The 20,258-nt window shown below is 67.4% G+C and carries 20 protein-coding genes and 2 tRNA genes; all 22 read left to right on the plus strand.

Annotated elements, in window-relative coordinates; all coding sequences use genetic code 11:
• The first annotated feature begins 123 nt into the window (after window positions 1–123).
• Window positions 124–1,662 (plus strand): recombinase family protein, encoded by a 1,539-nt coding sequence (locus ACFCV3_RS41835; protein ID WP_376040897.1) that lies wholly within the window; start codon window positions 124–126, stop codon window positions 1,660–1,662.
• A 468-nt stretch (window positions 1,663–2,130) separates the two neighbouring features.
• Window positions 2,131–2,202, plus strand: a tRNA-Glu gene (locus ACFCV3_RS41840).
• Window positions 2,203–2,469: 267 nt separating this feature from the next.
• Window positions 2,470–2,542, plus strand: a tRNA-Lys gene (locus ACFCV3_RS41845).
• Window positions 2,543–2,926: 384 nt separating this feature from the next.
• A complete protein-coding gene (locus tag ACFCV3_RS41850) occupies window positions 2,927–3,244 on the plus strand; it encodes a hypothetical protein (RefSeq protein WP_376040899.1) in 318 nt (105 codons plus the stop codon).
• Window positions 3,186–4,628 carry a hypothetical protein gene (locus ACFCV3_RS41855; RefSeq protein WP_376040902.1) on the plus strand — a complete coding sequence of 481 codons (1,443 nt, stop codon included), beginning with the start codon at window positions 3,186–3,188 and terminating at the stop codon, window positions 4,626–4,628. The genes ACFCV3_RS41850 and ACFCV3_RS41855 overlap by 59 nt, the downstream gene beginning before the upstream one ends.
• Window positions 4,629–4,639: 11 nt before the next feature.
• On the plus strand, window positions 4,640–7,597 hold the full coding sequence (locus ACFCV3_RS41860; protein ID WP_376040904.1) for a phage portal protein: 2,958 nt from the start codon (window positions 4,640–4,642) through the stop codon (window positions 7,595–7,597).
• A gap of 3 nt (window positions 7,598–7,600) precedes the next feature.
• A complete protein-coding gene (locus ACFCV3_RS41865; RefSeq protein WP_376040906.1) occupies window positions 7,601–7,921 on the plus strand; it encodes a hypothetical protein in 321 nt (106 codons plus the stop codon).
• Entirely contained in the window at window positions 7,918–8,259 is a 342-nt protein-coding gene (locus tag ACFCV3_RS41870; protein ID WP_376040907.1) for a hypothetical protein, read from the plus strand. Before ACFCV3_RS41865 ends, ACFCV3_RS41870 begins: the two co-directional genes overlap by 4 nt.
• Before the next feature lie 5 nt (window positions 8,260–8,264).
• Entirely contained in the window at window positions 8,265–8,687 is a 423-nt protein-coding gene (locus ACFCV3_RS41875) for a hypothetical protein (protein WP_376040909.1), read from the plus strand.
• A 3-nt stretch (window positions 8,688–8,690) separates the two neighbouring features.
• A complete protein-coding gene (locus tag ACFCV3_RS41880) occupies window positions 8,691–9,068 on the plus strand; it encodes a hypothetical protein (RefSeq protein WP_376040911.1) in 378 nt (125 codons plus the stop codon).
• 2 nt (window positions 9,069–9,070) lie between these two features.
• Window positions 9,071–9,367, plus strand: coding sequence for a hypothetical protein (locus ACFCV3_RS41885; protein WP_376040913.1), 297 nt, complete (start codon window positions 9,071–9,073; stop codon window positions 9,365–9,367).
• 133 nt (window positions 9,368–9,500) lie between these two features.
• The gene (locus ACFCV3_RS41890) at window positions 9,501–12,107 is read left to right on the plus strand and encodes a phage tail tape measure protein (RefSeq protein ID WP_376040915.1); all 2,607 of its coding nucleotides are present in this window, start codon (window positions 9,501–9,503) and stop codon (window positions 12,105–12,107) included.
• A 1-nt stretch (window position 12,108) separates the two neighbouring features.
• On the plus strand, window positions 12,109–14,304 hold the full coding sequence (locus ACFCV3_RS41895; RefSeq protein ID WP_376040917.1) for a hypothetical protein: 2,196 nt from the start codon (window positions 12,109–12,111) through the stop codon (window positions 14,302–14,304).
• Window positions 14,305–14,316: 12 nt separating this feature from the next.
• Entirely contained in the window at window positions 14,317–15,006 is a 690-nt protein-coding gene (locus ACFCV3_RS41900; RefSeq protein ID WP_376040919.1) for a hypothetical protein, read from the plus strand.
• An 82-nt stretch (window positions 15,007–15,088) separates the two neighbouring features.
• Window positions 15,089–15,889, plus strand: coding sequence for a M15 family metallopeptidase (locus tag ACFCV3_RS41905; RefSeq protein WP_376040922.1), 801 nt, complete (start codon window positions 15,089–15,091; stop codon window positions 15,887–15,889).
• 15 nt (window positions 15,890–15,904) lie between these two features.
• The gene (locus ACFCV3_RS41910) at window positions 15,905–16,168 is read left to right on the plus strand and encodes a hypothetical protein (protein WP_376040923.1); all 264 of its coding nucleotides are present in this window, start codon (window positions 15,905–15,907) and stop codon (window positions 16,166–16,168) included.
• Window positions 16,168–16,530 carry a hypothetical protein gene (locus ACFCV3_RS41915; RefSeq protein WP_376040925.1) on the plus strand — a complete coding sequence of 121 codons (363 nt, stop codon included), beginning with the start codon at window positions 16,168–16,170 and terminating at the stop codon, window positions 16,528–16,530. Before ACFCV3_RS41910 ends, ACFCV3_RS41915 begins: the two co-directional genes overlap by 1 nt.
• A gap of 62 nt (window positions 16,531–16,592) precedes the next feature.
• Window positions 16,593–17,201, plus strand: coding sequence for a hypothetical protein (locus tag ACFCV3_RS41920; protein ID WP_376040927.1), 609 nt, complete (start codon window positions 16,593–16,595; stop codon window positions 17,199–17,201).
• 149 nt (window positions 17,202–17,350) lie between these two features.
• Window positions 17,351–17,947, plus strand: coding sequence for a hypothetical protein (locus ACFCV3_RS41925; protein ID WP_376040930.1), 597 nt, complete (start codon window positions 17,351–17,353; stop codon window positions 17,945–17,947).
• 227 nt (window positions 17,948–18,174) lie between these two features.
• Window positions 18,175–19,257 carry a hypothetical protein gene (locus ACFCV3_RS41930; protein WP_376040932.1) on the plus strand — a complete coding sequence of 361 codons (1,083 nt, stop codon included), beginning with the start codon at window positions 18,175–18,177 and terminating at the stop codon, window positions 19,255–19,257.
• Between the two features lie 163 nt (window positions 19,258–19,420).
• Entirely contained in the window at window positions 19,421–19,798 is a 378-nt protein-coding gene (locus tag ACFCV3_RS41935) for a hypothetical protein (protein WP_376040935.1), read from the plus strand.
• A gap of 220 nt (window positions 19,799–20,018) precedes the next feature.
• Complete coding sequence (locus ACFCV3_RS41940; protein WP_376040937.1) at window positions 20,019–20,258, plus strand: hypothetical protein; 240 nt, start codon at window positions 20,019–20,021, stop codon at window positions 20,256–20,258.

A 20,258-nucleotide genomic window follows, 5' to 3' on the forward strand; every position in this document is an offset into this window, starting at 1 on the left:
CCTGCGGTTATGCGTCCAACCGCACATCAGCTAGATGGGCTCTGAGACTGCTCTCGGTGGGCTTGCAACAGCCCCGCTGACTCAACTCAGCCGTCCGGTTGATGCCGAGTTCCGGGGACGCCCATGCGACGCAGTAAGCACTTCATACTCCCTAGCGCACCGCCTAACACCGTCACGCTGTACGTACGCCTGTCTAGCGCGGCTGACGAGACCAACATGTCCGGCGAAGGCATGATGAACGACCTTCGCAAGAAGGCCGCGCGACTGGGATTGCGCGTTGTCGGCGAGCACCTGGACGACGGCAAGTCTGGGTCCATCCGAGACCGCGTCGAGTTCATAGCCTGGCTGGACGATGTCCGGGAGTGCCGGGCTTCCCACATGATGGCTTGGGACGTGGACCGGATGACCCGTGAGGGCATCAACGCCGCAGCCATGATCCTGGATGTCCACGAAGGTAAAGACCCCCACACCGGTGCGGTGGTTCGGCAGCCCGCGCGACTCATGGACATCAGTGGTCTGGACTCCAACGACGGCGTCGGCTTCCGAATCCAGTTCTTGGTCAAGGCCGAGTTCGCGCGGGGTGAGCTGGAGCGCATCAAGGCTCGCAGCCGAGCCCGCGCCGCACGTGCCAAGGCTCAGGGCCGGTTCCTGGGCGGACAACCGCCGTTCGGATGGAAGGTCGTTCGTCTACCTATCGGAGAGCCCGACCCGGAAACCGGCGCGGTGTCGGTCGGTGCCTTTCTCGCGATCTGTGACGAGGAAGCCGCGATCCTCCGGGAGGCCGCCCGGCTGTGTCTGGCCTCGGTCGATGAGGAGACTGGCCAGGCGAACCTTTCAATGGTCGTGCGATTCATGAACGGCCCTGACGGTATGAAGCCAAGGCGTGCCAAGGCCTGGAGCCGCGTCACCGTTCGCCAGGTGCTGACTGTGACCCCAACAGCGGCCAGAGAGGATGTCCTGACACCTGACCAGCGAGCGGCCCTCCGTCGTGCGTTGGAGGTTCGCAAGCCTGACGCCCGCAAGGGATATGCCGGTCGCAAGCCCGCCCGTCTCCTGTCTGGCCTTCTCTGGTGTTGGTCATGTGACACCAAGATGCAGGTTGCCCACCGCGATGATCCCCGCTATCCCGGCGGATTCATCACGTATCGCTGTGTGAACGCCTACAGCGCTGGGGGAACCTGCGAGCACCCGCCGTCAATCTCGGCCGTCGCGCTAGAACGCTTCTTCGAGGACCGATACATCGGCGCTTTCGGAGACTTGCCCTACTACGTACGCCGCGCTGAAGTGACCGGCGCTGCGGACGTGGAGTTTGCGCAGATGCGCGAAGCTGCTGCCCTGGAGGCGTTGTCGCTTGCCGCGACTCCCGCAAACTTCGAGGAGCTTCAGGCAGCTCAGGCGGCCCGCATCGTCGCGGAGGGGATCCCTCAGGAGCTAGTCGTGCACCTGGTGCCGTCTGGTCGCTCGGTGGCTGAACAGTGGGACCTTGAGGACGTCCACGGTAGGCGGGCCATGTTGGAAACCACCTACTCGGTTCGTGTCCTTCCTGGAAAGAAGGGGCGACCAGGAATCGACCCGGCACGGCTCCAGATCTTGGAGAACGCTCCATTCGTTCCCGACAGCAAGAATGCTGGCCTGTACGTGCCTGGCTGCCTGGTGGCCTGACGTTTACACGCCCCTGAGCGGGCACCACTCCGCCCGGGTGACACAACTCCTTTATGAGGCCCCCTGACCATGGCCCACGCGCACGATGCGGTGGCAGGCAGGGGGCGACTCATGTCTGAGAGGAGATCCGCTGTGACGAGGTCCAAGGCCGTCTTGGCTGCCCCGGACGAGGGCGCTACGCCCGGCGAGGTCTCCGAGCCTGTATCGCTGGTCAAGCGCTGTGCTCAGTGCGCCGAGGAGCGCACGTTGTCCACATTTGCCCACTCGCCTGACAGCGAGGATGGGCGCGTTGCCGTGTGCCGAGTCTGCACCGGCTGACAGTCCTCCACCCTTCCCGCTCTGGGCCTTGCTGGCCTGCCGGTTGAGGGGTGGTTTCGCGTCGCGGCGCGCTCCCCGGTTCCGAGCCAGGATGGCGAGGTGGTCCGCCCACTGGCCTAGCTCCCGGGTAGAGCGCGCCGCGACAGCCCGGCTCGGTTGGGGTAATTGGCAGCCTCTCCGCTTCTCACGCGGAACGTACGGGTTCGAGTCCCGTACCGAGTACATGAATGCCCGCGACCGTCTGCGCACTCTGCGCCGGGATCGCTACACGTGCCAGCTCAGGGACGCCCATGGCCGCAAGTGCCTGGCCCCTGCGGCCCACGTTGCTACACGCAACGGGATTCTCGAGGCGCGATGCGCCGAGCACGTGTAAACACCCCCACCCCCTCACGCGCTACAACCACCCCTCCCGCCCTCGTGGTGGGCAGGGGTCCAGTCACATGCCCTACCCCTGCCAGGCCCGTACACCCCGGCCCTGGCCCCTGTCATGGACCGCTAGCTCAGTCGGTAGAGCAGGCGCCTCTTAAGCGTCGGGTCCTAGGTTCGAGTCCTAGGCGGTCCACCCACCGCGTCCACCGAGGAGTCCCGTTGTCGTGGACCACTCATCCGGTGGACGCAGCTTGGCGCCGCACGCGCCTGCTCGTCCTTCAGCGCGACAACTACCGCTGCCAGATCCGTGGCCCAAAGTGCACGGGGCACGCCACCCACGTTGACCACATCCTCGGCCGTGGCCTGAGCGAGTCACTGGACGATCTGCGCGCGGCGTGCGAGCCCTGCAACCTGGAGCGCGGCGACCCACGATCGCTGACACCGAAACCGCGTCCACGCACGAATTGGTGAACGCGATGCGCGCCGCCGTCGACCGCGTTTCTTCCCGGCCGGCGAGGCGGCCAGATCACCGCCGCCTGATTTCTCTCCCCCCGATGTCACTGCCTGTGGAGGTGCCGTGTCCAAGCTGACCGCCGCCGTCCGAGAGCAGACCGAAGACCACCCCGACAAGGCCGCCGCCGCGCTCGCCCTCGCTTACGCCGAGGAGCTGGACGCCGCGATCGGAAAGGCCGACGCCCTGAAAGACCTCGGCCCCGGCCTGCTCCGCGTTCTGGAGTCCCTGGCACTGACGCCGAAGGCACGCGCCGCGGGTGGCCCTGCAAAGCCCACCGACGCCGCACCGACCCCGGCGGCCCCGTCCCGCCTGGAGGCCCTTCGTGACCAGTTCGGTCCTGGGCAAGACGGAACCGCGCCTGTGGACGCCGCCACTTCGTGACCTGTCCGAGCCCGGCGCGACGCTGGGCCACGCGGTCATTGCCTTTGCCGAAATGCTCGGTGAGCCGCTGCTCCCGTGGCAACGCTGGTGGGCGCTCCACGCCCTGGAACTGACCGAGGACGGCCGGTTCCGGTTCGGCACCGTCCTGACTCTGGTTGCCCGCCAGAACGGCAAGACAACGCTCCTGAAGATCCTCGCGTTGACCCTGCTGTACCTCGGCCACGCCCGCCTCATCCTCGGCTCGGCTCAGTCCCTGGACATCGCGAAAGAGTCGTGGGGCAAGGCCGTCGAGCTGGCCCAAGCGGTCCCCGAGCTGGACGCCGAGATCTCGCGTATCCGCCGGACCAACGGTGACCAGGAGTTCGCTCTCACCAACGGTGCCCGCTACCGGATCGCTGCCGCGACCGGCCGCGCTGGCCGTGGCCTGTCGGTGGATCTGCTGATCCTGGACGAGCTACGCGAGCACACCAACTGGGAAGCCTGGGCCGCGCTGTCCAAGACGACGAGCGCCCGCCCTAACGCCCTCATCGTCGGCATCTCCAATGCCGGGTCCGATCACTCATTGGTCCTGAACTCGCTGCGTGAGATCGCTCTGGCCGGCGGGGACGACCGCGTGGGCGTTTTCGAGTGGAGCGCGGCCGATGGCGCCGCCCTGGACGACATCGAAGCGTGGGCCGCCGCCAACCCGTCACTCGGCTACACGCTGTCGGCCGACGCCATCCGCATGTCCATGGCCACCGACCCACCGGCCGTGTTCCGCACCGAGGTTCTGTGCCAGCGCGTCGAGTCCCTGAACGGCGCGATCGACCCGGCGCAGTGGACCGAGGGCGCCGACACCGCCGCCGTCATGGACGACGTCCGCGACCGCGTAGCGCTCGTCCTGGACGTCTCGCCGGACCTTCACCACGTCAGCCTCCTGGCCGCCGCAGAACGCGACACAGGCGCCGTACAGGTCGAGGTCGTGGCCGCCTGGGACTCCCCGTCGGCAATGCGCGTCAGCACCGAGGACAGCCCGTCGCTGGCCGACTGGGTGGGGCGTGTAAACGCCCGCTCGCTGGGATTCTTCCCGACCGGCCCGGCCGCCGCTTTGGCCACCGAGCTGAAGGGCCTCGGCTTCGAGCCGATCACCGGCGCCGATGTCTCGGTCGTCTGCCAAGAGTTCGCCGAGCTGGTCCAGGCCCGGCGCCTGATCCACCCCGGTGACCCGCTGCTGACCTCGCAGGTCACCTCCGCCACCCGCACCTACTCCGGTGACGGCTGGCGCTTCACCCGTCCTCGCGCGGGCGGCTACGTGGACGCGGCTTACGCCGCCGCCGGTGCCGCCTATCTCGCGCGCAATCTTCCCGCCCCCATTGGTCGGCCGCGTCTGATCGTGGCCCAGTAAGGAGCGCCGCAGTGGGCATCCTCGCCCGTTTTGCGCAGGCTCTCGGCCGCGACCCCGTCACCTCGTTTGCCCTGGAGACACAGGCCGCGTTGGCCTACGCAGTGGACGCCAGCTCGGTGCCCGCGCAGATCTTCGGACTGACGGGATACGGCGACCCGATCGCCAAGGCCGCGCCCGTCGTCCGCGAGATCGCCATTCAGGTCCCGGCCGTCAAGCGCGCCCGCGACCTCATCGCCGCCACCATCGGCCAGCTACCAGCCGAGGTGCTGGACAGCAAGAAGGCCGTCACCCGCAACCCGCTACTCGATCAGCCCGAGCGCTACCGCGCCCGCGTCATCACGATGACGCTCACGGTCGAAGACCTGTTGTTCTACGCCAAGGCGTGGTGGCAGGTCATCGAGCGCGACGGCGCCGGATGGCCAACGTTCGTCAAGCGGCTGAACCCGCTCGACGTGGACGACGGCACCGGCTGGCCGCTCCTGCCCGAGCTGCGGGATTACGTCTACGAGCCGGGCAAGGTCTACGTCAACGGCAAGCATGTGCCGGACGCGGACCTGATCCGGTTCGACTCTCCCAACGAGGCGTTCCTGTACGCGGGCGCCCGCGCCATCCGCACCTCACTGCGACTCGACGCGTCGGCCGCGAACTACGCCGAGGGCGCCCCGCCGGCCGACTACTTCGAGCCGCGCGAGGGCGCCGACCCGATCAGCGACGACGACGTTCAAGCCCTGCTTGACGCGTGGAAGGCCGCACGCCTGAAGCGGTCGACGGCCTACGTCCCGGCCGCCCTCAAGTACACCGTCAGCGGCTTTGACCCGCAGAAGCTCCAGCTCCAGGAGGCCCGTCAGCACGCGGTCGTGGAGATCGCCCGCGCCTCCGGCATCGAGCCCGAAGCGCTCGGCGTCTCCACCACATCGCGGACGTACTTCAACGCCTACGACAAGCGCAAGGAGTTCACGGACTTCGTCCTGAGCCCCTACGTCGTCGCGATCGAGGAACGCCTGTCCATGGCCGACGTCACCCGGCGCGGCCACGTCGTGAAGATCAACCTGGACGCCTTCCTCCGCAGCTCCGCCAAGGAGCGCTACGAGGCGTACGAGATCGGTCTTCGCGTCGGCGCCATCGACCCCGACGGCGAGGTCCGCGAGCTGGAGGGCAAGCCCCCGCTCCCGAAGGCAAAGCCCGCGCCGCGTCCTCAGGACACGCCGCCGGACGAGCCAACTGATTCCGACGAAGGAACCCCACCCGTGACGAACCATCGGTTCGACGCGCCCGAGGTCGCCGTTGCACTGGAGGCCACGCCACCCGGCGTGACGTTCAAGGTCAACCGCGAGACCCGCACCATCACCGGCCTAGCCGTCCCCTACGGGCACACGGCAGAGTCCGGCGGTCTGACGTGGTCGTTCTCCAAGGGCACGCTCACCTACGCCGACGCCAAGCGCGTCAAGCTCCTGATCTCTCACGACTGGTCCCGGGCCGTCGGCTATGCCGCGAGCCTCGAAGACACCGACGACGGCCTTGTTGCCTCGTTCAAGGTTGCCCGCGGCCCCGAAGGTGACTTCGCCCTTCAGATGGCCGAGGACGGCGTCTATGACGGCCTGTCCATCGGCGTTGCCGCAGGTGGCCGCTTCGACGTGAAGGACGGCGTTAATCACGCCGTCTCGGCGCCCCTCGTGGAGATCTCTCTCACCCCCGCCCCGGCCTACGACAGCGCCCGGGTGACTTCTGTCGCCGCCGAGGCGACCCACACCAAGAAGGAGTCCCTAGTGGACAACGAGACCAAGACCGAGGCCACCGAGGCCCCGGCCGTGACCGCCTCGGCCGAGCAGGCCGCAGCGCCGGTCATCACCGTGGAGGCCCCGAAGTTCGACGGCCTCGCGGACGCCATCGGCCAGGCCATCGCGGCCCACCTGCCCAAGCCCGATGAGAAGCCCGAGGTTGTAAAGGCTGCGGCCGACGAAGGCGTGAAGGCCGAGCCGCTGCCGTACCGCTTCGACGGTCTGCGCGCGTCGCACGACTTCTCCACCGACCTGTTCGCGTTCGCCCGCGAGGGTGACGGCGAGGCCGGTGCGCGAGTCGAGAAGTTCATGAACGTGGCGTTCGCCGCGTCCACTCCCGACGTCGCCGCGCTGAACCCGGCCCGGCCCCGGCCGGACCTGTACGTGGACAACCTGGACTTCGGTACGCCGATGTCCGACGCGGTCCGCAAGGGAACGCTCGGGGATCAGACCCCGTTCGTCCTGCCGAAGTTCGGCACCGCCACCAACCTGGTGGCCGCGCACGTCGAGGGCACCGCGCCCACGCCGGGTGGCTTCACCGCGACCTCGCAGACCGTCACCCCGGGCGCCCTGTCCGGCAAGGTCGAGATCACCCGAGAGGTGATCGATGCCGGCGGTTCCCCGCAGGTCTCGGGCCTGATCTGGAACGAGATGGTCCGGGCCTACAACGAGGCCGTGGAGGAGCGCGTTGCAACGCTCCTGGACGCCGCGACCCCGGCGCAGCTCGCGACCCTGGCGGTTGCTGACGGCAACGAGGTTCTTGCGAACAAGATCCTCCCCGGTCTGGCTCAGCTCCAGTTCATCCGGGGCGGCGCGCGCATGCGTGACCTGTTCCTGGAGGAGAACCTGTTCATGGCGCTGGCGGCTGCCAAGTACGCCGACGGCCGCAACATCTTCCCCATCCTCAACCCGACCAACGCGCAGGGCCGCAGCGAGGCCGACTGGGGTTCCATCCAGATCGGCTCCTACGTCGGCCGCCCGGCGTGGGCGCTCGGTTCCGGCTCGCAGGTCAACGCTGAGTCCAGCTACCTGCTGAACAGCAACGACGTTTCGCAGTGGGTCTCCGCACCGAAGCGCTTCAGCTTCGACTACCGGGTTGAGAAGGTCGACCTGGCCGTGTGGGGCTACGAGGCTTCCGCAATCACCCGCCTGGCGGGCGTGCGTGAGCTGAGCTACGACCCGGCCCCGTGATCCATGGCCGCCCCTGATCTGACCACGCTCCGGGCCTACCTCGGCGACGAGGGGACCTGGACCGGCGAGGAGATCGGGGCGGCCCTCCTGGCGGAGAAGGCCGCGCAGGCCGCCCGATGCACCGTCCCTCCAGACGGCGCCGAGTGGCCTGCCGACCTGGCCGAGGCTCTGTGCCGCCGCGTTCACCGCAACCTCGTGATGCGCGGCCTGCCGCTCGGCCTGTCCACAACGATGTCCGAGGCAACGGTTTCCGTGACCCGCATCGGCATGGACAACGAGATCACCCGCCTGGAAGCGCCGCACCGCAAGTTGGTGGTCGGGTGAGCATCCGCCAGACGCTGGCCGACGCCGCCAACACCGTCCCCGGTGTCCACGTGCACCCGTACTACCGCCAAGGCGGCAAGACCGGTCACGGCAACGTCGTCCTCGCCCGCGTCGACTACCCGAACATCTTCGGCGGCATCGGCCAATGGGAAGTCATCGTGCTTCTCCCGGTCGACGTCGAGTCCGCCCAGAACAAGGCCGACGAGCTGATCCCGCTCCTGTACGCCGCCCTCTCCGAGGCCATGGCCGTGGACAGCGTCACGTTCGGCACCACCTCCCAAGACAACCGCTCTGGTCAGCCCTGCCTCATCGCCGCAGGGCACCGGGAAATGGAGTAACGCAGATGGCCGGACCTCTCGGCACTCGTCTGCTCAAGCTGGAGATCGACGGCCAGACCGTGACCGCACAGGTCAGCCGGTCCGTCATCACCTCCGGCGAGGCAGATTCCGACTTCGTCACCTTCGCTGACGCCGCCGCCGGTGGCGCGCGCCAGTACAACCTTGAGTTCACCGCAGTCCAGAACACCGCCACCGGAACCATCTGGGACAAGATCTGGACCGCTGCCGGCACCGAGGTGACCGGCACCCTGATGCCCTACGGCAACGTCGCCCCGTCGCTCACCGAACCGCACTACGACTTCACCGCCGTAGTGACCGAGCCGGACGGCGACCTCCTGGGCGGCGAGGCCAACGCCTCCACGACTGCGCGGTTCACCTTCGAGGGCGTCTGGCCGCTGACCGGCAAGCCCACCAAGGTCACGGCCTGATCCATGGCCACCACCGGCGTCCGCGTCGATGGCCTGAAGAAGCTCGTTCGCGAGCTGGAAGGCCTCGGCGCGGACATCGCGGACCTGAAAGATGCCTTCGGCAACATCGCCAAGCGCGGCGCCACGGTCACGGCCGGATTCGTGCCGTCACTCACGGGCCGCCTGAAGGCCACCGTCCGCGGGAACCGCGCCAAGAACAAGGCCGTCGTCACCGTCGGCCGCGCGACCCGGCCCTACGCCGGGATCGTCAACTACGGCTGGGAAGCGCGCAACATCGCGCCCGCCGAATTCACCCGGAAGACCGACGACGTGATGCAGCCCGTCGCGGTCTCCGAGATCACCGACTCACTTCAGCAGATCATCCGCAAAAGGGGACTCTGACCATGGCCCAGACCACCGCCACCGTTGACGAAGTCATCGACTCGCTCACCGGTCACGACGAGCTTGCACTACATGCCGCGTTCGGCAAGGACATCACCGAACTGGCACAGGTTCACCGGACCTTGTTCCTGCGCGCAGCCGTCACGATCCACTCCAGCCGCGAGACCGGCGACAGCATCCGCGCGGCCTACAAGCGCGCCATGGACATGCCGATGTCGGCAGTGGCCGACTACTTCACCGCCGAGGACGCCGACGTCATCGCCGACGAGCCGGACAGCGACTCGGGAAAAGACGACTGAGGGCACGCCAGCTCGCTGACGATCTGGCCGCGTTCTGCCTCGCCACCGGCGTCCCGCCCTCTGAGTACCTCAACCTCACCCGCGCGCAGCGAGACGCCTTCGTCCGTCTTGCCCCGAAGTTTCGGAGACAGTGATGGGAGCACCAAGCGCCGCCGTGCGCATCGGCCTCCTGGCAGACGCATCGACGGCCCGCAAGGAAATTGCGACCGTCCCGAAGGCCGCCGAGGACGCCGTCAGTAAGACCGAGTCTCACTGGGGCAAGCTCGGTGGCGCCCTGGCGGGCGTCGGTGTCGGCGCCGGAGCCGCCCTGTCCGGCGCCTTGCTCGGCGCTCTGGAGGTCCAGGACGCAACGGCCACCCTCAATGCTCAGCTCGGCCTCACCGGCCCGGCGTCGGCCAAGATCGGCAAGGCTGCCGGCGCGCTCTACAAGAATGCCTACGGCGAGTCCGTGGCCGAGACCGGCGATGCCATCAAGGCCGCCTTTCAGAACGGCCTCGTGTCGATCAACGACAGCCAGAAGGCCATTGAGGACGTCGGCGCCAGCGTCTTGAACTACGCCAAGATCACCGGCGAGGACGCCGTCTCATCCACCCGCGCGGTGGGCCAGATGCTCAAGACGAACATGGCCCCGAACGCCAAGGCCGCGTTCGACATCCTGGTGAGGGGACAACAGCTCGGCCTGAACAAGGCTGAGGATCTGCTGGACACCTTCAACGAGTACTCCACGCAGTTCCGCAAGCTCGGCATCGACGGCACTCAGGCGCTCGGCCTGATCCAGCAAGGCCTTCAGGGCGGCGCCCGTGACTCCGATCTGGTGGCCGACGCGCTGAAGGAATTCAGCATCCGCGCCGTGGACGGCTCCAAGACCTCGGCCGACGCGTTCAAGTCGCTGGGCCTGTCCGCCACCGCGATGACTGAGACGTTCGCCAAGGGTGGACCGGCCGCCAGCAAGGGCCTTGACGTCGTCCTGGACCGGCTGCGGAACGTGCAGGACCCCGCCAAGCGGGCACAGATCGCCGTCGGGCTGTTCGGCACACAGGCCGAAGACCTCGGGGACGCGCTGTTCAAGCTCGACCCATCCAGCGCCGTCAACGGCCTGGGCAAGGTCGCCGGTGCCGCCGACCAGGTGAACAAGACCCTGGGCGACACCGCCAAGTCCAAGCTCACGACGTTTACACGCACCCTGAAGACCGGCCTGGTCGACTTCCTTGGAAACAAGGTCGTCCCGGCCCTGACGTCCAAGGCGCTGCCCGCGATTCTCGCGTTCGTCTCCGGCATGCAGGACGGCACCGGCCCCGGTGGCCAGCTCGCCGACGTGCTGAAGACTCTCGCCGCTGTCGTGCTGCCGCTCGTCGGTCTACTCGGCAAGCTGGCCGGGTTTGTCCTTCAGAACAAGGACTTCTTCGCGCCGTTCGCCGGAATCCTCGGCACGGTCGTTGCCGCGGTCAAGGCCTGGAGTGTTGCTCAGCTCGCGCTGAACTTCGTCCTCGCCGCCAACCCGGTGGGCATCGTCGTGGTCGCGATCGCCGCTTTGATCGCCGGACTCGTCTACGCCTTTAAGCACTCGGACCGATTCCGTGCCGGAGTGCTCGCCGTGTGGTCGGCCGTGAAGACCGGCGTCCTGGCTGCCGTGAACGCGGTAGTTGCCGCCGTCAAGGGAGTGGGGTCGTTCTTCGCCGGTTTCGGCCAGGGCGTCGCCTCCGGTTTCCAGTCCACGCTGACGTTCCTGCGCGACCTGCCGAGCAAGATCACCGGCGCCATCGGCGACGCCGCCTCGTGGCTGGTCGACAAGGGACGTGACGTCCTCGTCGGCTTCGCGAAGGGCTACCTGGCCTACTGGACCACGATCGGAAAGTTCTTCCTGGCCGCCGGTTCCGCCATCGTGGGTTGGGTCGGCAACGTCGCGAAACTCTTGTACTCCAAGGGCCGCGACGTCATCGTCAGCCTCGCGAACGGCTACCTGTCCTACTGGACGACGATCGGCAAGTTCTTCGCCTCGATCGGTTCGGCCGTCGTGAAGTGGGTCGGCAACGTGGCCACGCTGCTCTACACCAAGGGCCGCCAAGTCATCATCAGTCTGGCCAACGGCTACGCGTCCTACATCAAGACCTGGGCCGCCACCATCGCCGGACTTCCGGGCGCTGTGCTGCGGTGGATCGGCAACGTCGCGTCCCTGCTCTACACCAAGGGCCGACAGCTCATCATCTCCCTGGCCAACGGCTACGCCTCCTACGTCGGCACCCTCGCCAAGACGCTGGCCGGCCTGCCGGGATCGCTCCTGCGATGGGTCGGCAATCTCGGGTCCACGCTCTACAACGCGGGACGCTCGATCCTTCAGGGCCTCATCAACGGCATCTCGTCCAAGCTCGGCGACCTGAAGAACTACCTGGGGAACGTGACCGGCTGGATTCAGTCGTGGAAGGGACCGCTCCCCAAGGACAAGCGGCTTCTCACGCCCGCCGGTTCAGCCATCCTGCTGTCCCTGATCAAGGGCATGGACGGCGAGACCGCGCGCCTGAAGCGGTTCCTCGGCGGCGTCACCGCCGACATCGAGAACGGCCTATCCGCCTCACCCGCGGTCGCGCTGACCGCATCGATTGCCGGAAGCAACGGCACCAGCTCGACGCCCGCCCCGGTCATCAACGTCTACGCGCTGACGTCCGGCCCGGAGGTCGGCCGACAGGTCGTCCAAGCCATCACCGACTACGAGCGCACCAACGGAGCGCGCTGGAGGAACTGACGTGCCCACGTTCAACCTGCTGGCGAACTCCTCGTTCGAGGACGGGCTGACGGGGTGGAGTCTGTCTGATGACGACTTCGCCGCGTCGCTCGTCTCCGGCGGCGGCCTGTACGGGGCCAACTTCGTCCGGGCAGTCTGCCTCGTCACGACCGGCCCGGACAACCTCGGCGGCATCCTCGGGACGGACCAACAGGTCCCGGTCAGCCCTGGCGACATGCTCACGTTCTCGGTCTATCTGCGCGGCGTGGACGGCGGCATCGGCCGCACCGTCTGGCCGCAAATGTCGTGGTACAACACGGCCGGAACGCAGATCTCCTCCGCCGTCCACGGCCACACCCTGACCGCCGGGTGGACCCGCTACACCGTCACCGGCACCGCCCCGGCCGGAACCGTCCGCGCCGGTATCTCGGTGTTCGACTGGAACGGCACCGGCCCCACCTTCGCCATCGGCGACACCGTGGACATCGACGCCGCCATGATCAACAGCGGCCCGACCGCCGCCGACTACACCAGCAACTCCGGCCCCAACCGGTGGGCGGGCAACGCGAACTACGACCTGTCCAAGCTCACGTTCAAGGTCGCCGCCCCCGGCTTCGTCCTCGGAGAAAGCATCCTCGGTGAGAGCACCCTCGGCCAGGACTCCAACTACCAGCTCGTCCCCGCCGACTTCACATCCCTGGTGGTCAACGAGCCCTCCACCGTCGAGGACGGCCTGTTCGTCCGCCGCGAGGTCACCACAGCAACGCTGACGTCGACCCGGCCCGAGCTGATGGCCCACAAGGGCAAGCGGCTCCTCATCGAGTACGGCGCCGGAACCCCCTACGGCAAGCAACTGTTCCTCGGCACGATCAACGACGCCTCCATGACAGAGACCGTCGACCTGAACCCGCACCTGCCCGGGAACACCGCCACCCGCACCCACCGAGTCACCCTCACCGCGTCCAGCTCAACCGAGTACTTCGCCACCCAAGACGCACCCGCCCAGAACTTCAACCAGAACCAGCAACTCCCGCAACGCGCCCGCGCCTACCTGTCGCTCGGTGCCACCGGCGCCGTCATCATCGGGGACTCCGACGTGGACTCCGGCGTGATGGCCAACATCATGCCGGCGGGCATCCTTCCGAGAACCACCGTCACCGACGACACCGCCACCATCCTGGACACACTATGGCGGGCCTGCCGCTACTACGGCCTGTACTGGCGCCTGCTGCCGTGGCTGAGCCGACTGGACTTCGAGTCGATCTCCCGGCCCGCGTCCGGTGGCACCACGCTGGCCAGCGCGCTGCGGTTCACCGACAACCCCGAACTCGTCACCGGCGTGCCGCCGTCCGCGCTCGGCGGCAAGACCCACATCGACCGGACCGTGTCCTACACCGAACGCACCGTTGGTGAGGACTCCTCGCTGTGGTGCACAGCAGTCACTGTCACAGCGGCCGACATCAGTGCCCCGGGCACCGTCGTGACCTACGGGCCGTTCGCGACCCCGGGCACGGCCCGCCGCCAGGACGTCACCATTGACCTGGGCGTCCTCGACGTCGGCGCCACGCGTCTGGGCGCGACCGTCCGGAACCTGGTCAGCACACTGCCGCTCAAGGTCCGCCCGCAGCCGTTTACACGCACCCTGCGAGCACCGATGCAGTCCACGGCCCAGATCCAGGGCCGCGTTCCCGGACTGGCCACGCTGAACGTCGACGGCACCGACCGGCGTATTGCGATCCTGTCCGCCACGCACATGATCACGCCGGACCGCTGGCTCATCGACTACGAGCTAGGACCGGCCCACCTGCTGACCCGGGAGTCGGACTACGACCCGTCCCCGCCCCGCAACCTCACGATCACGCAGGCCGGCGGCGCGGGAACGGACGTCACGATCTCGTGGGACTCGCCGCGCGTCATGCCCCGTGACGTGCCGATCTACCGCCAGGTACGCCACATCGTCCCGGACGCCGGATTCAACGGCGGCATGGTCCCGGCCGACTCGTTTTTCAAGGTCGTCCACAACACGCCGGTGACCGAGTCCGAGACACCAGGTTCTCGAGTCGCCATCACCGTCCCCGTGTCCGCGCTCAGCAACACCGGCAACGGCAAGTTCCAGGTCCAGTACACCCAAGACCCGAACCCCGGCGCCGGTATCGGCACGTTCAACCCCGCGTACCGGCTCGGCCAGCCCGCCAACCGCAACGCCACGATCAACTAGGAGCACACCCCCATGGCTGGCCTCGGCTTCAAGGACTTTGCCAACGGCAACGTGCTGACCGGCGACGAGCTGGACGGCTACCTCATGCAGCAATCCGTCATGCGCTTTGCCTCCATCACCGAGCGAGACAACGCACTTGCCGCCGTCCTGGCCGACGGCATGGTGACATCGGTCAACGGCTGGCTCCAGGTCCGGCAAAACGGCGCCTGGCGCGACATCACCAGCGCAGAGCAGTTCATCCGCAAACTGTCCGACACCTCACGCCCGAACAACACCACCGCGACCGCCGACCCCGAACTGACCTTCGCCGCCGAGGCCAACACGAACTACCGCGTCCGCGCGGTCATGTTCGCCACGGTCGACGGCGCCAACTCCACCGTGGACATGAAGGTCGGTCTGTCGTTCCCGTCCGGGACGCTGGCGACGTTCGGCTGTGAAGGCCCGGACACCGCCATTGCCAACGGGTCCGGCGTCGCGGCCTCGAACTGGTACGCCTACCTGGACGTGTCGGCCTCTTCGGTCTTCGCCGTCGGCGTCAGCAACAACGCCACCCTCGCTACCAAGATCGTCGTGGAAGGAACCGTGAGGGTAGGCGCCACCGCCGGACCCGTCGCGGTCATCTGGGCGCAGTTCGCCGCCAGCGCCAACGCGCTGCACGTCCGCCCCAACTCCTACCTCGAAGTCCGCAAGCTCGCTGCCTGAGGCAGCGACCCGGCTTCGCTCCACCGCGCTGCGCGGCTGTTCGTCATGCCCGGCGCCACAACTCCACAGAGAGAGCACCGCCATGCCCACCTCACAAAACGGCTGGTCCGCGAACGACATCCGCGTGACCAGCGTCCAGACCATCCCCGGCACGACCCGCAAGGTCCGGCTCCGCACCGGCGACGCCGGTTACCTCCTGACCCACTTCGCGGCCTGGTTCGACAAGCACGTTGAGTCCATCGACTCCGGCCAGCTCGATGACTGGGGCTACGCCGAACGTCCCATCAAGGGCGGCGTTCAGCTCAGCAACCACGCCAGCGGGACCGCGCTCGACCTGAACGCCCTGCGGCACCCGTTGGCCAAGCGCGGGACCTTCACCAAGGCCCAGTACGCGGCCATTCGCGCACAGCTCAAGGTCTACGAAGGCGCCCTTCGGCACGGCATCGACTACGTCAAGCGCGCCGATGAAATGCACGTCGAGATCAACGCCTCCGCCGCCAAGGTCGCCGCCGTCGCCCGCAAGCTCCGGGGCGCTCCGGTCCCGCCGGCCACGCCGCCCAAGGACGTGACCATCAAGGCGTGGTCCATCCGCTACGGCTGCAACCAGGAGCCCGGCTACCTGACCCGGGGCATGCGCAGCACTGACGCGACCTACGTCGATATCCGCCAGTTCCTCGCGTGGGCACGGCGCCTCGGCTACACCAGCGCCGCCACCGAGCGCGCCTGGATCGACAAGGCCAGCAAGGGCCTATGGCAGGGCGCAGCCAACCTCCTGCACCCGGTCGTGAAGAACGTCCAGCGCAAGAACCACCTCGTCGCCGACGGCATTTTCGGCCCCAAGACCGGCGCCGTCCTGGCCAAGTACGGCTACAAGATCACCTGATCGGAGAACCCTGAAATGAACGCACTCGCCAAGTTCCTGTCCAAGGAAAACGAGCCCGTCCGCCGGTACCTCTACAGCATCGCGACCGCGGTCCTGGTCCTGCTCGGCACCCTCGGCCTGGTCACCGGTTCCGTCGCAACCGCCATCGGCGGAGTCCTGGTCGCGGCCCTGCTGATCCAGGTCACCCCGGTACTGCGAAGCAAGGTCTCCCCGGTCCCGGTCCCGGTCCCGGGGGACGAGGACGAGGTCCCGGTCCCGGTCCTGCCCGAGGGGGACTGATGGAGTGGACGCCCGTCATCGTCGCTCTGATCGGCGCGGGCGTCCTGCGGTACCTGGAGGCCGTGGCCCGGTGGTATCTCCGCCGCCGGGCTGCGGTCACTCCCGCCGGTCAGCGCGCGGCCCTGCTCAGCGAGGCCGACCTGACCGTTGCCGTGGTCGCGCACGCCCGCGACGAGCTAGCCGAGGACAACCGCCGCCTCCGGGACCAGATCGCCGAGGAGCGGTCCCGTCACGCCGAGGACCGCGCCGTCTGGGCAGGCGAAAAGGCAGGCATGCGCGCAGAGATCGACGCCCTGGAGGCCAAGCTCCGCGCCGTCCTTCACGAGGTGGAGGAGTTCAAGCGCCGACACCGCGACGTGTAGGCGCCGGTCCCGCCCGCTGACACCACTGCCGACTGATCATCCCCGTCAGTCAGGAGACCGCCTTGGCATCGCGCATCATCGGCGTACTCGGCCGCAAGCGCCACGGCAAAGACACCTTCGCCGCCCGTCTGTGCAACGAGCACGGATTCACCCGCCTGGCCTTCGCCGACAAGCTCCGCGAGGCCGCCCTAAAACTCGACCCCATCATTCCCGTTTACCCCGAGGAGTACGGCCTCCTGCCTGACGGCTGGGCCTTGCCGTACGGTCCTGCGGCTCCGTACCTTCCGCGCCTGTCCCACCTGGTCGACGCCATGGGCTGGGAAGCCGCCAAGGAACTGCGAGAGGTCCGCCGCACCCTCCAGCACATGGGCGTGGGGGTCCGTGACCTCGATCCGGATTTCTGGGTCCGCATCGTGCTGGACGCCGCCGACACCATCCCCGGCCCGGTCGTCATCACAGATGTGCGGTTCCCGAACGAGGTCGATGCCGTCCGCAACCACTTCCGAGGCCGTACGGTCCGTATCGTCAATCCGCGCATCGCGCGCCCCGCCGAGGAGCACATCTCAGAGAGCGCTCTCGACGCCTACGAGCCGGACGTCACCGTGGACAATTCGAGCACCATCGAATCTCTCCACCTGCGAGCCGACCGCATCGCGACCCTCGCAGCGTAAAACCCGTGTAAACGACAGCCCCGTCACTCTTCCCTGAGAGTGGCGGGGCTGTCGTCGTTATAAAACACACACAGGCTCCCTATGTTGCGGGCCTTCGGCGGCTGGCAATAGGCTCTACAGGTCCCGACGCCAACCACTTGGGGGAACCGATGGCGCGACACGCCTCCAATGCCTACGCGCCGCCGGATGCGACCGTGGCCAAGCTCATAGACGACATCTCGGCCACGCTGCGCAAGTACCTGGATCAAGGCGCGACACAGACCGATCTCGTCAAGGCTGCGTGCGCGGACATCGTCCAGTTGCGCTCCAAATTCACCCGTGATGACGAAATCGACTGGCAAGGCCGTTCCGGCGGATTCCAACACGCAATGGGCGAGGTCTATTCACGGCTGAATGTTCACGACAGGCAGCGGAAGAACCTCCAATCCAAGATCAGTCACTACGTGAACATCCGTCTGCGCGAGGTCGCGAATCCAGAGGATTTGAAAGCGGCCGGAATGAGCGAGCTGTCACCAAACGCACGCATCGCCCTGCGTCGTGACATCAACGCGGCCACTGCCACCGCCCTGGGCATCCAGGCCGGAAGCGGGGACAGTCTCCCCCGGGTGATGGGAGTCGCGGCGATGCTGACGGAGCTTGCCACCAACCTGACCGATCAGCCGATCTCACGCGAAGAACGGGCAGCGGTCAAAGCGCTCATGTCAGACATTCGCAAGGCGCTCACCACGATCTCGAAAGATCTCTAGGCACAAACTCAGGGGGCAGGGGGCACCCCGAGGACAGCCTAAAGACACCTTCCTCTTAATGTGATCACGCATTAGAAGAAGGTAGGTTTCGGCTGCCCGACCATGCCCCCTGCCCCCCTCGCCTCCTCGCCGCGAATCGCGCGGCCCGGCGGCCAGGCTTCGTGTCACATTGCTGACACCACTCCTTTGCGGACATTTATCCGCAGATCCAGAGGAGCCGTCCGCCTGTGACCGCCGACCCGTTTTCCACCGTCTCGTCCGAGCTGCCCCGCGACCGCTGGGGCCGCCCGCTCATCACTCCGCCCGAGGGCGGCGACCCAATTGCCTACCAGCGTGTGACCACCTTCGTGTCCGCCCTGGAGGACACCTACCACCTGAACCTGTGGTCTCAGCGCATGGTCGTGCTCGGCATGGCCGACCGCCGAGACCTCCAGCTTGCCGCGCTCGCGATCGCCGATCCTGACGACCGCAACGCGAAGAAGACCCTGAACGACATCGCGAGGCAGGCCAAGGATGCCGCCGCCGGATCGGCCAAGGCCACCATCGGTACCGCGCTGCACTCCTACTCCGAGCGCATCGACCGGGGCCAAGATCTCGGCAACGTCCCGGCCGAGTACCTGCCGGACCTGGAGGCCTACCGCAAGATCACCACCGGCCTGGAATCGGTGGGCATCGAGGGGTTCTGTGTCCGCGACGACCTGCGCGTTGGCGGCTCCTATGACCGCATCTACCGCTTCACCGCCGAGTTCCTGGACGCCTACGCCGCCTACTACGGCCACCGGCTCCACTACCCCGGACGCGATGGCCTCGGCCGCCTGGTCGCTGGCGCCGGCCCCGAGGTCCAGCCCGGTGACGCGATCATCGGCGATGTCAAAACCGGCAACATCGATCTCGGCATGGGCAAGATCTGCATGCAGCTCGGCACCTATGCCAACTCCCTGGACTACGACCACACCATCGGCACTCGCACGGCCCTGGTCGGCAACCCGTCCAAGGACTGGGGCGTCATCGTCCACCTTCCGGCGGGCAGCGGTGCCGCGCGGCTGGTCTGGGCCGACCTCGCCTCCGGCTGGGCTGTCGCGTCGACCCTGGCGCGCGGCGTTCACGAGTGGCGCAAGCGCAAGGATCTCGCCCACGACTTCGCGTCCCTCACCGTGACCAGGGCGCCGGAAGCGTCCCTTGTGGACCTCATCAAGGCCGCACCTTCCTACGACGCGCTGCTGTCGCTCTACACGCAGAACTCCACCTCCTGGACGCCGGGCCTGACCGCGCTCGCCTCGGCCCGGAAGAAGGAACTGAGCGCCGCATGAAGGCGTGTAAACGCCTGTACTACAAGGCGTACGCCCGCCTCGTCCAACTGATTGCCTGGAGCAACCAGACTCGTCGGGTTTGAGTCTCTCGGCTGCCACCACTCCTGTTCGTCAAAGGCCGCCCCTCACGGTGGCCCCGCCCGAGCAAGGAGCAAGCGCAAGTATGAGCGACCAGTTCAGCGGTCCGTCCAGCGCCGACGGCATCCAGTGGACCGACTACCTGGGCAGCCTTCTGCTGTTCAAGGTCAAGGGCTACGAGCCCGCCGTCAACACCGTGCACGGTGAGACCTCGGCCGTCAGCGCGGACGTCCTCGTCCTGGACGGCGAGCACGTCGACACCGAGGTGATCGACACCCTGGTGTTCCCGAAGGTCCTTCAGAGCCAGATCAAGGGTCGCATCGGCGGCATGGTCCTGGGCCGCCTCGGCCAAGGCGAGGCCAAGAAGGGCCAGAGCAAGCCGTGGAAGCTCGCCGACGCCACCGAGGCAGACAAGGCGATCGCCCGCGCCTACCTGGCCAAGAACACCGAAGCGCCGTTCTGACCGGCCGCCGCTAACCGCATCCCCAAGGCCCCCGTCCTCCACACCTGGAGGGCGGGGGCCTTCCGCTTCCACCCGGCCGAGGAGACGACGCCTCGATGTTCCTCGAATACGACCCCGAAACGGCAGTCCTCCTCCCCTCCGAGGTCATTTGCACCACCTGCCATCTGGCCTACCACGCGCCACTCGGCGCCTGTCCTGACTGCCCTCAGGAGGACACCCCGTGAAGATCGATTACACCCCAGACAGAACCTCCCGCAGCTACCGCGCCGGCGGCATCCTCGCCAAGGCTGTTGCCGTCGGCACCGTTGTGAGCGTGCTGGCCGGTATGGCCAAGGCTGCGGGCGCATCCCTTCCCTGGGTGCTGGTTCTGCTGCCTGCCCTGATCCCATTTGCCCTTGCAATGCTGGTGTTCGCCGCGCTCGGCTTCATCGTCGCCGTGATCGTCGGTGCCCGCGGATGA

Source organism: Kribbella sp. NPDC056345, from assembly GCF_042262745.1.
Lineage (GTDB): Bacteria > Actinomycetota > Actinomycetes > Propionibacteriales > Kribbellaceae > Kribbella.

What these genes read in the sequence shown, in the direction of transcription:
- ACFCV3_RS41835 (WP_376040897.1), top strand. Translation starts at nt 124, where the DNA reads ATGCGACGCAGTAAGCACTTCATACTCCCTAGCGCACCGCCTAACACC.
- ACFCV3_RS41865 (WP_376040906.1), top strand. Translation starts at nt 7,601, where the DNA reads ATGGCCGCCCCTGATCTGACCACGCTCCGGGCCTACCTCGGCGACGAG.
- ACFCV3_RS41875 (WP_376040909.1), top strand. Translation starts at nt 8,265, where the DNA reads ATGGCCGGACCTCTCGGCACTCGTCTGCTCAAGCTGGAGATCGACGGC.
- ACFCV3_RS41880 (WP_376040911.1), top strand. Translation starts at nt 8,691, where the DNA reads ATGGCCACCACCGGCGTCCGCGTCGATGGCCTGAAGAAGCTCGTTCGC.
- ACFCV3_RS41885 (WP_376040913.1), top strand. Translation starts at nt 9,071, where the DNA reads ATGGCCCAGACCACCGCCACCGTTGACGAAGTCATCGACTCGCTCACC.
- ACFCV3_RS41890 (WP_376040915.1), top strand. Translation starts at nt 9,501, where the DNA reads ATGGGAGCACCAAGCGCCGCCGTGCGCATCGGCCTCCTGGCAGACGCA.
- ACFCV3_RS41900 (WP_376040919.1), top strand. Translation starts at nt 14,317, where the DNA reads ATGGCTGGCCTCGGCTTCAAGGACTTTGCCAACGGCAACGTGCTGACC.
- ACFCV3_RS41905 (WP_376040922.1), top strand. Translation starts at nt 15,089, where the DNA reads ATGCCCACCTCACAAAACGGCTGGTCCGCGAACGACATCCGCGTGACC.
- ACFCV3_RS41910 (WP_376040923.1), top strand. Translation starts at nt 15,905, where the DNA reads ATGAACGCACTCGCCAAGTTCCTGTCCAAGGAAAACGAGCCCGTCCGC.
- ACFCV3_RS41915 (WP_376040925.1), top strand. Translation starts at nt 16,168, where the DNA reads ATGGAGTGGACGCCCGTCATCGTCGCTCTGATCGGCGCGGGCGTCCTG.
- ACFCV3_RS41925 (WP_376040930.1), top strand. Translation starts at nt 17,351, where the DNA reads ATGGCGCGACACGCCTCCAATGCCTACGCGCCGCCGGATGCGACCGTG.
- ACFCV3_RS41935 (WP_376040935.1), top strand. Translation starts at nt 19,421, where the DNA reads ATGAGCGACCAGTTCAGCGGTCCGTCCAGCGCCGACGGCATCCAGTGG.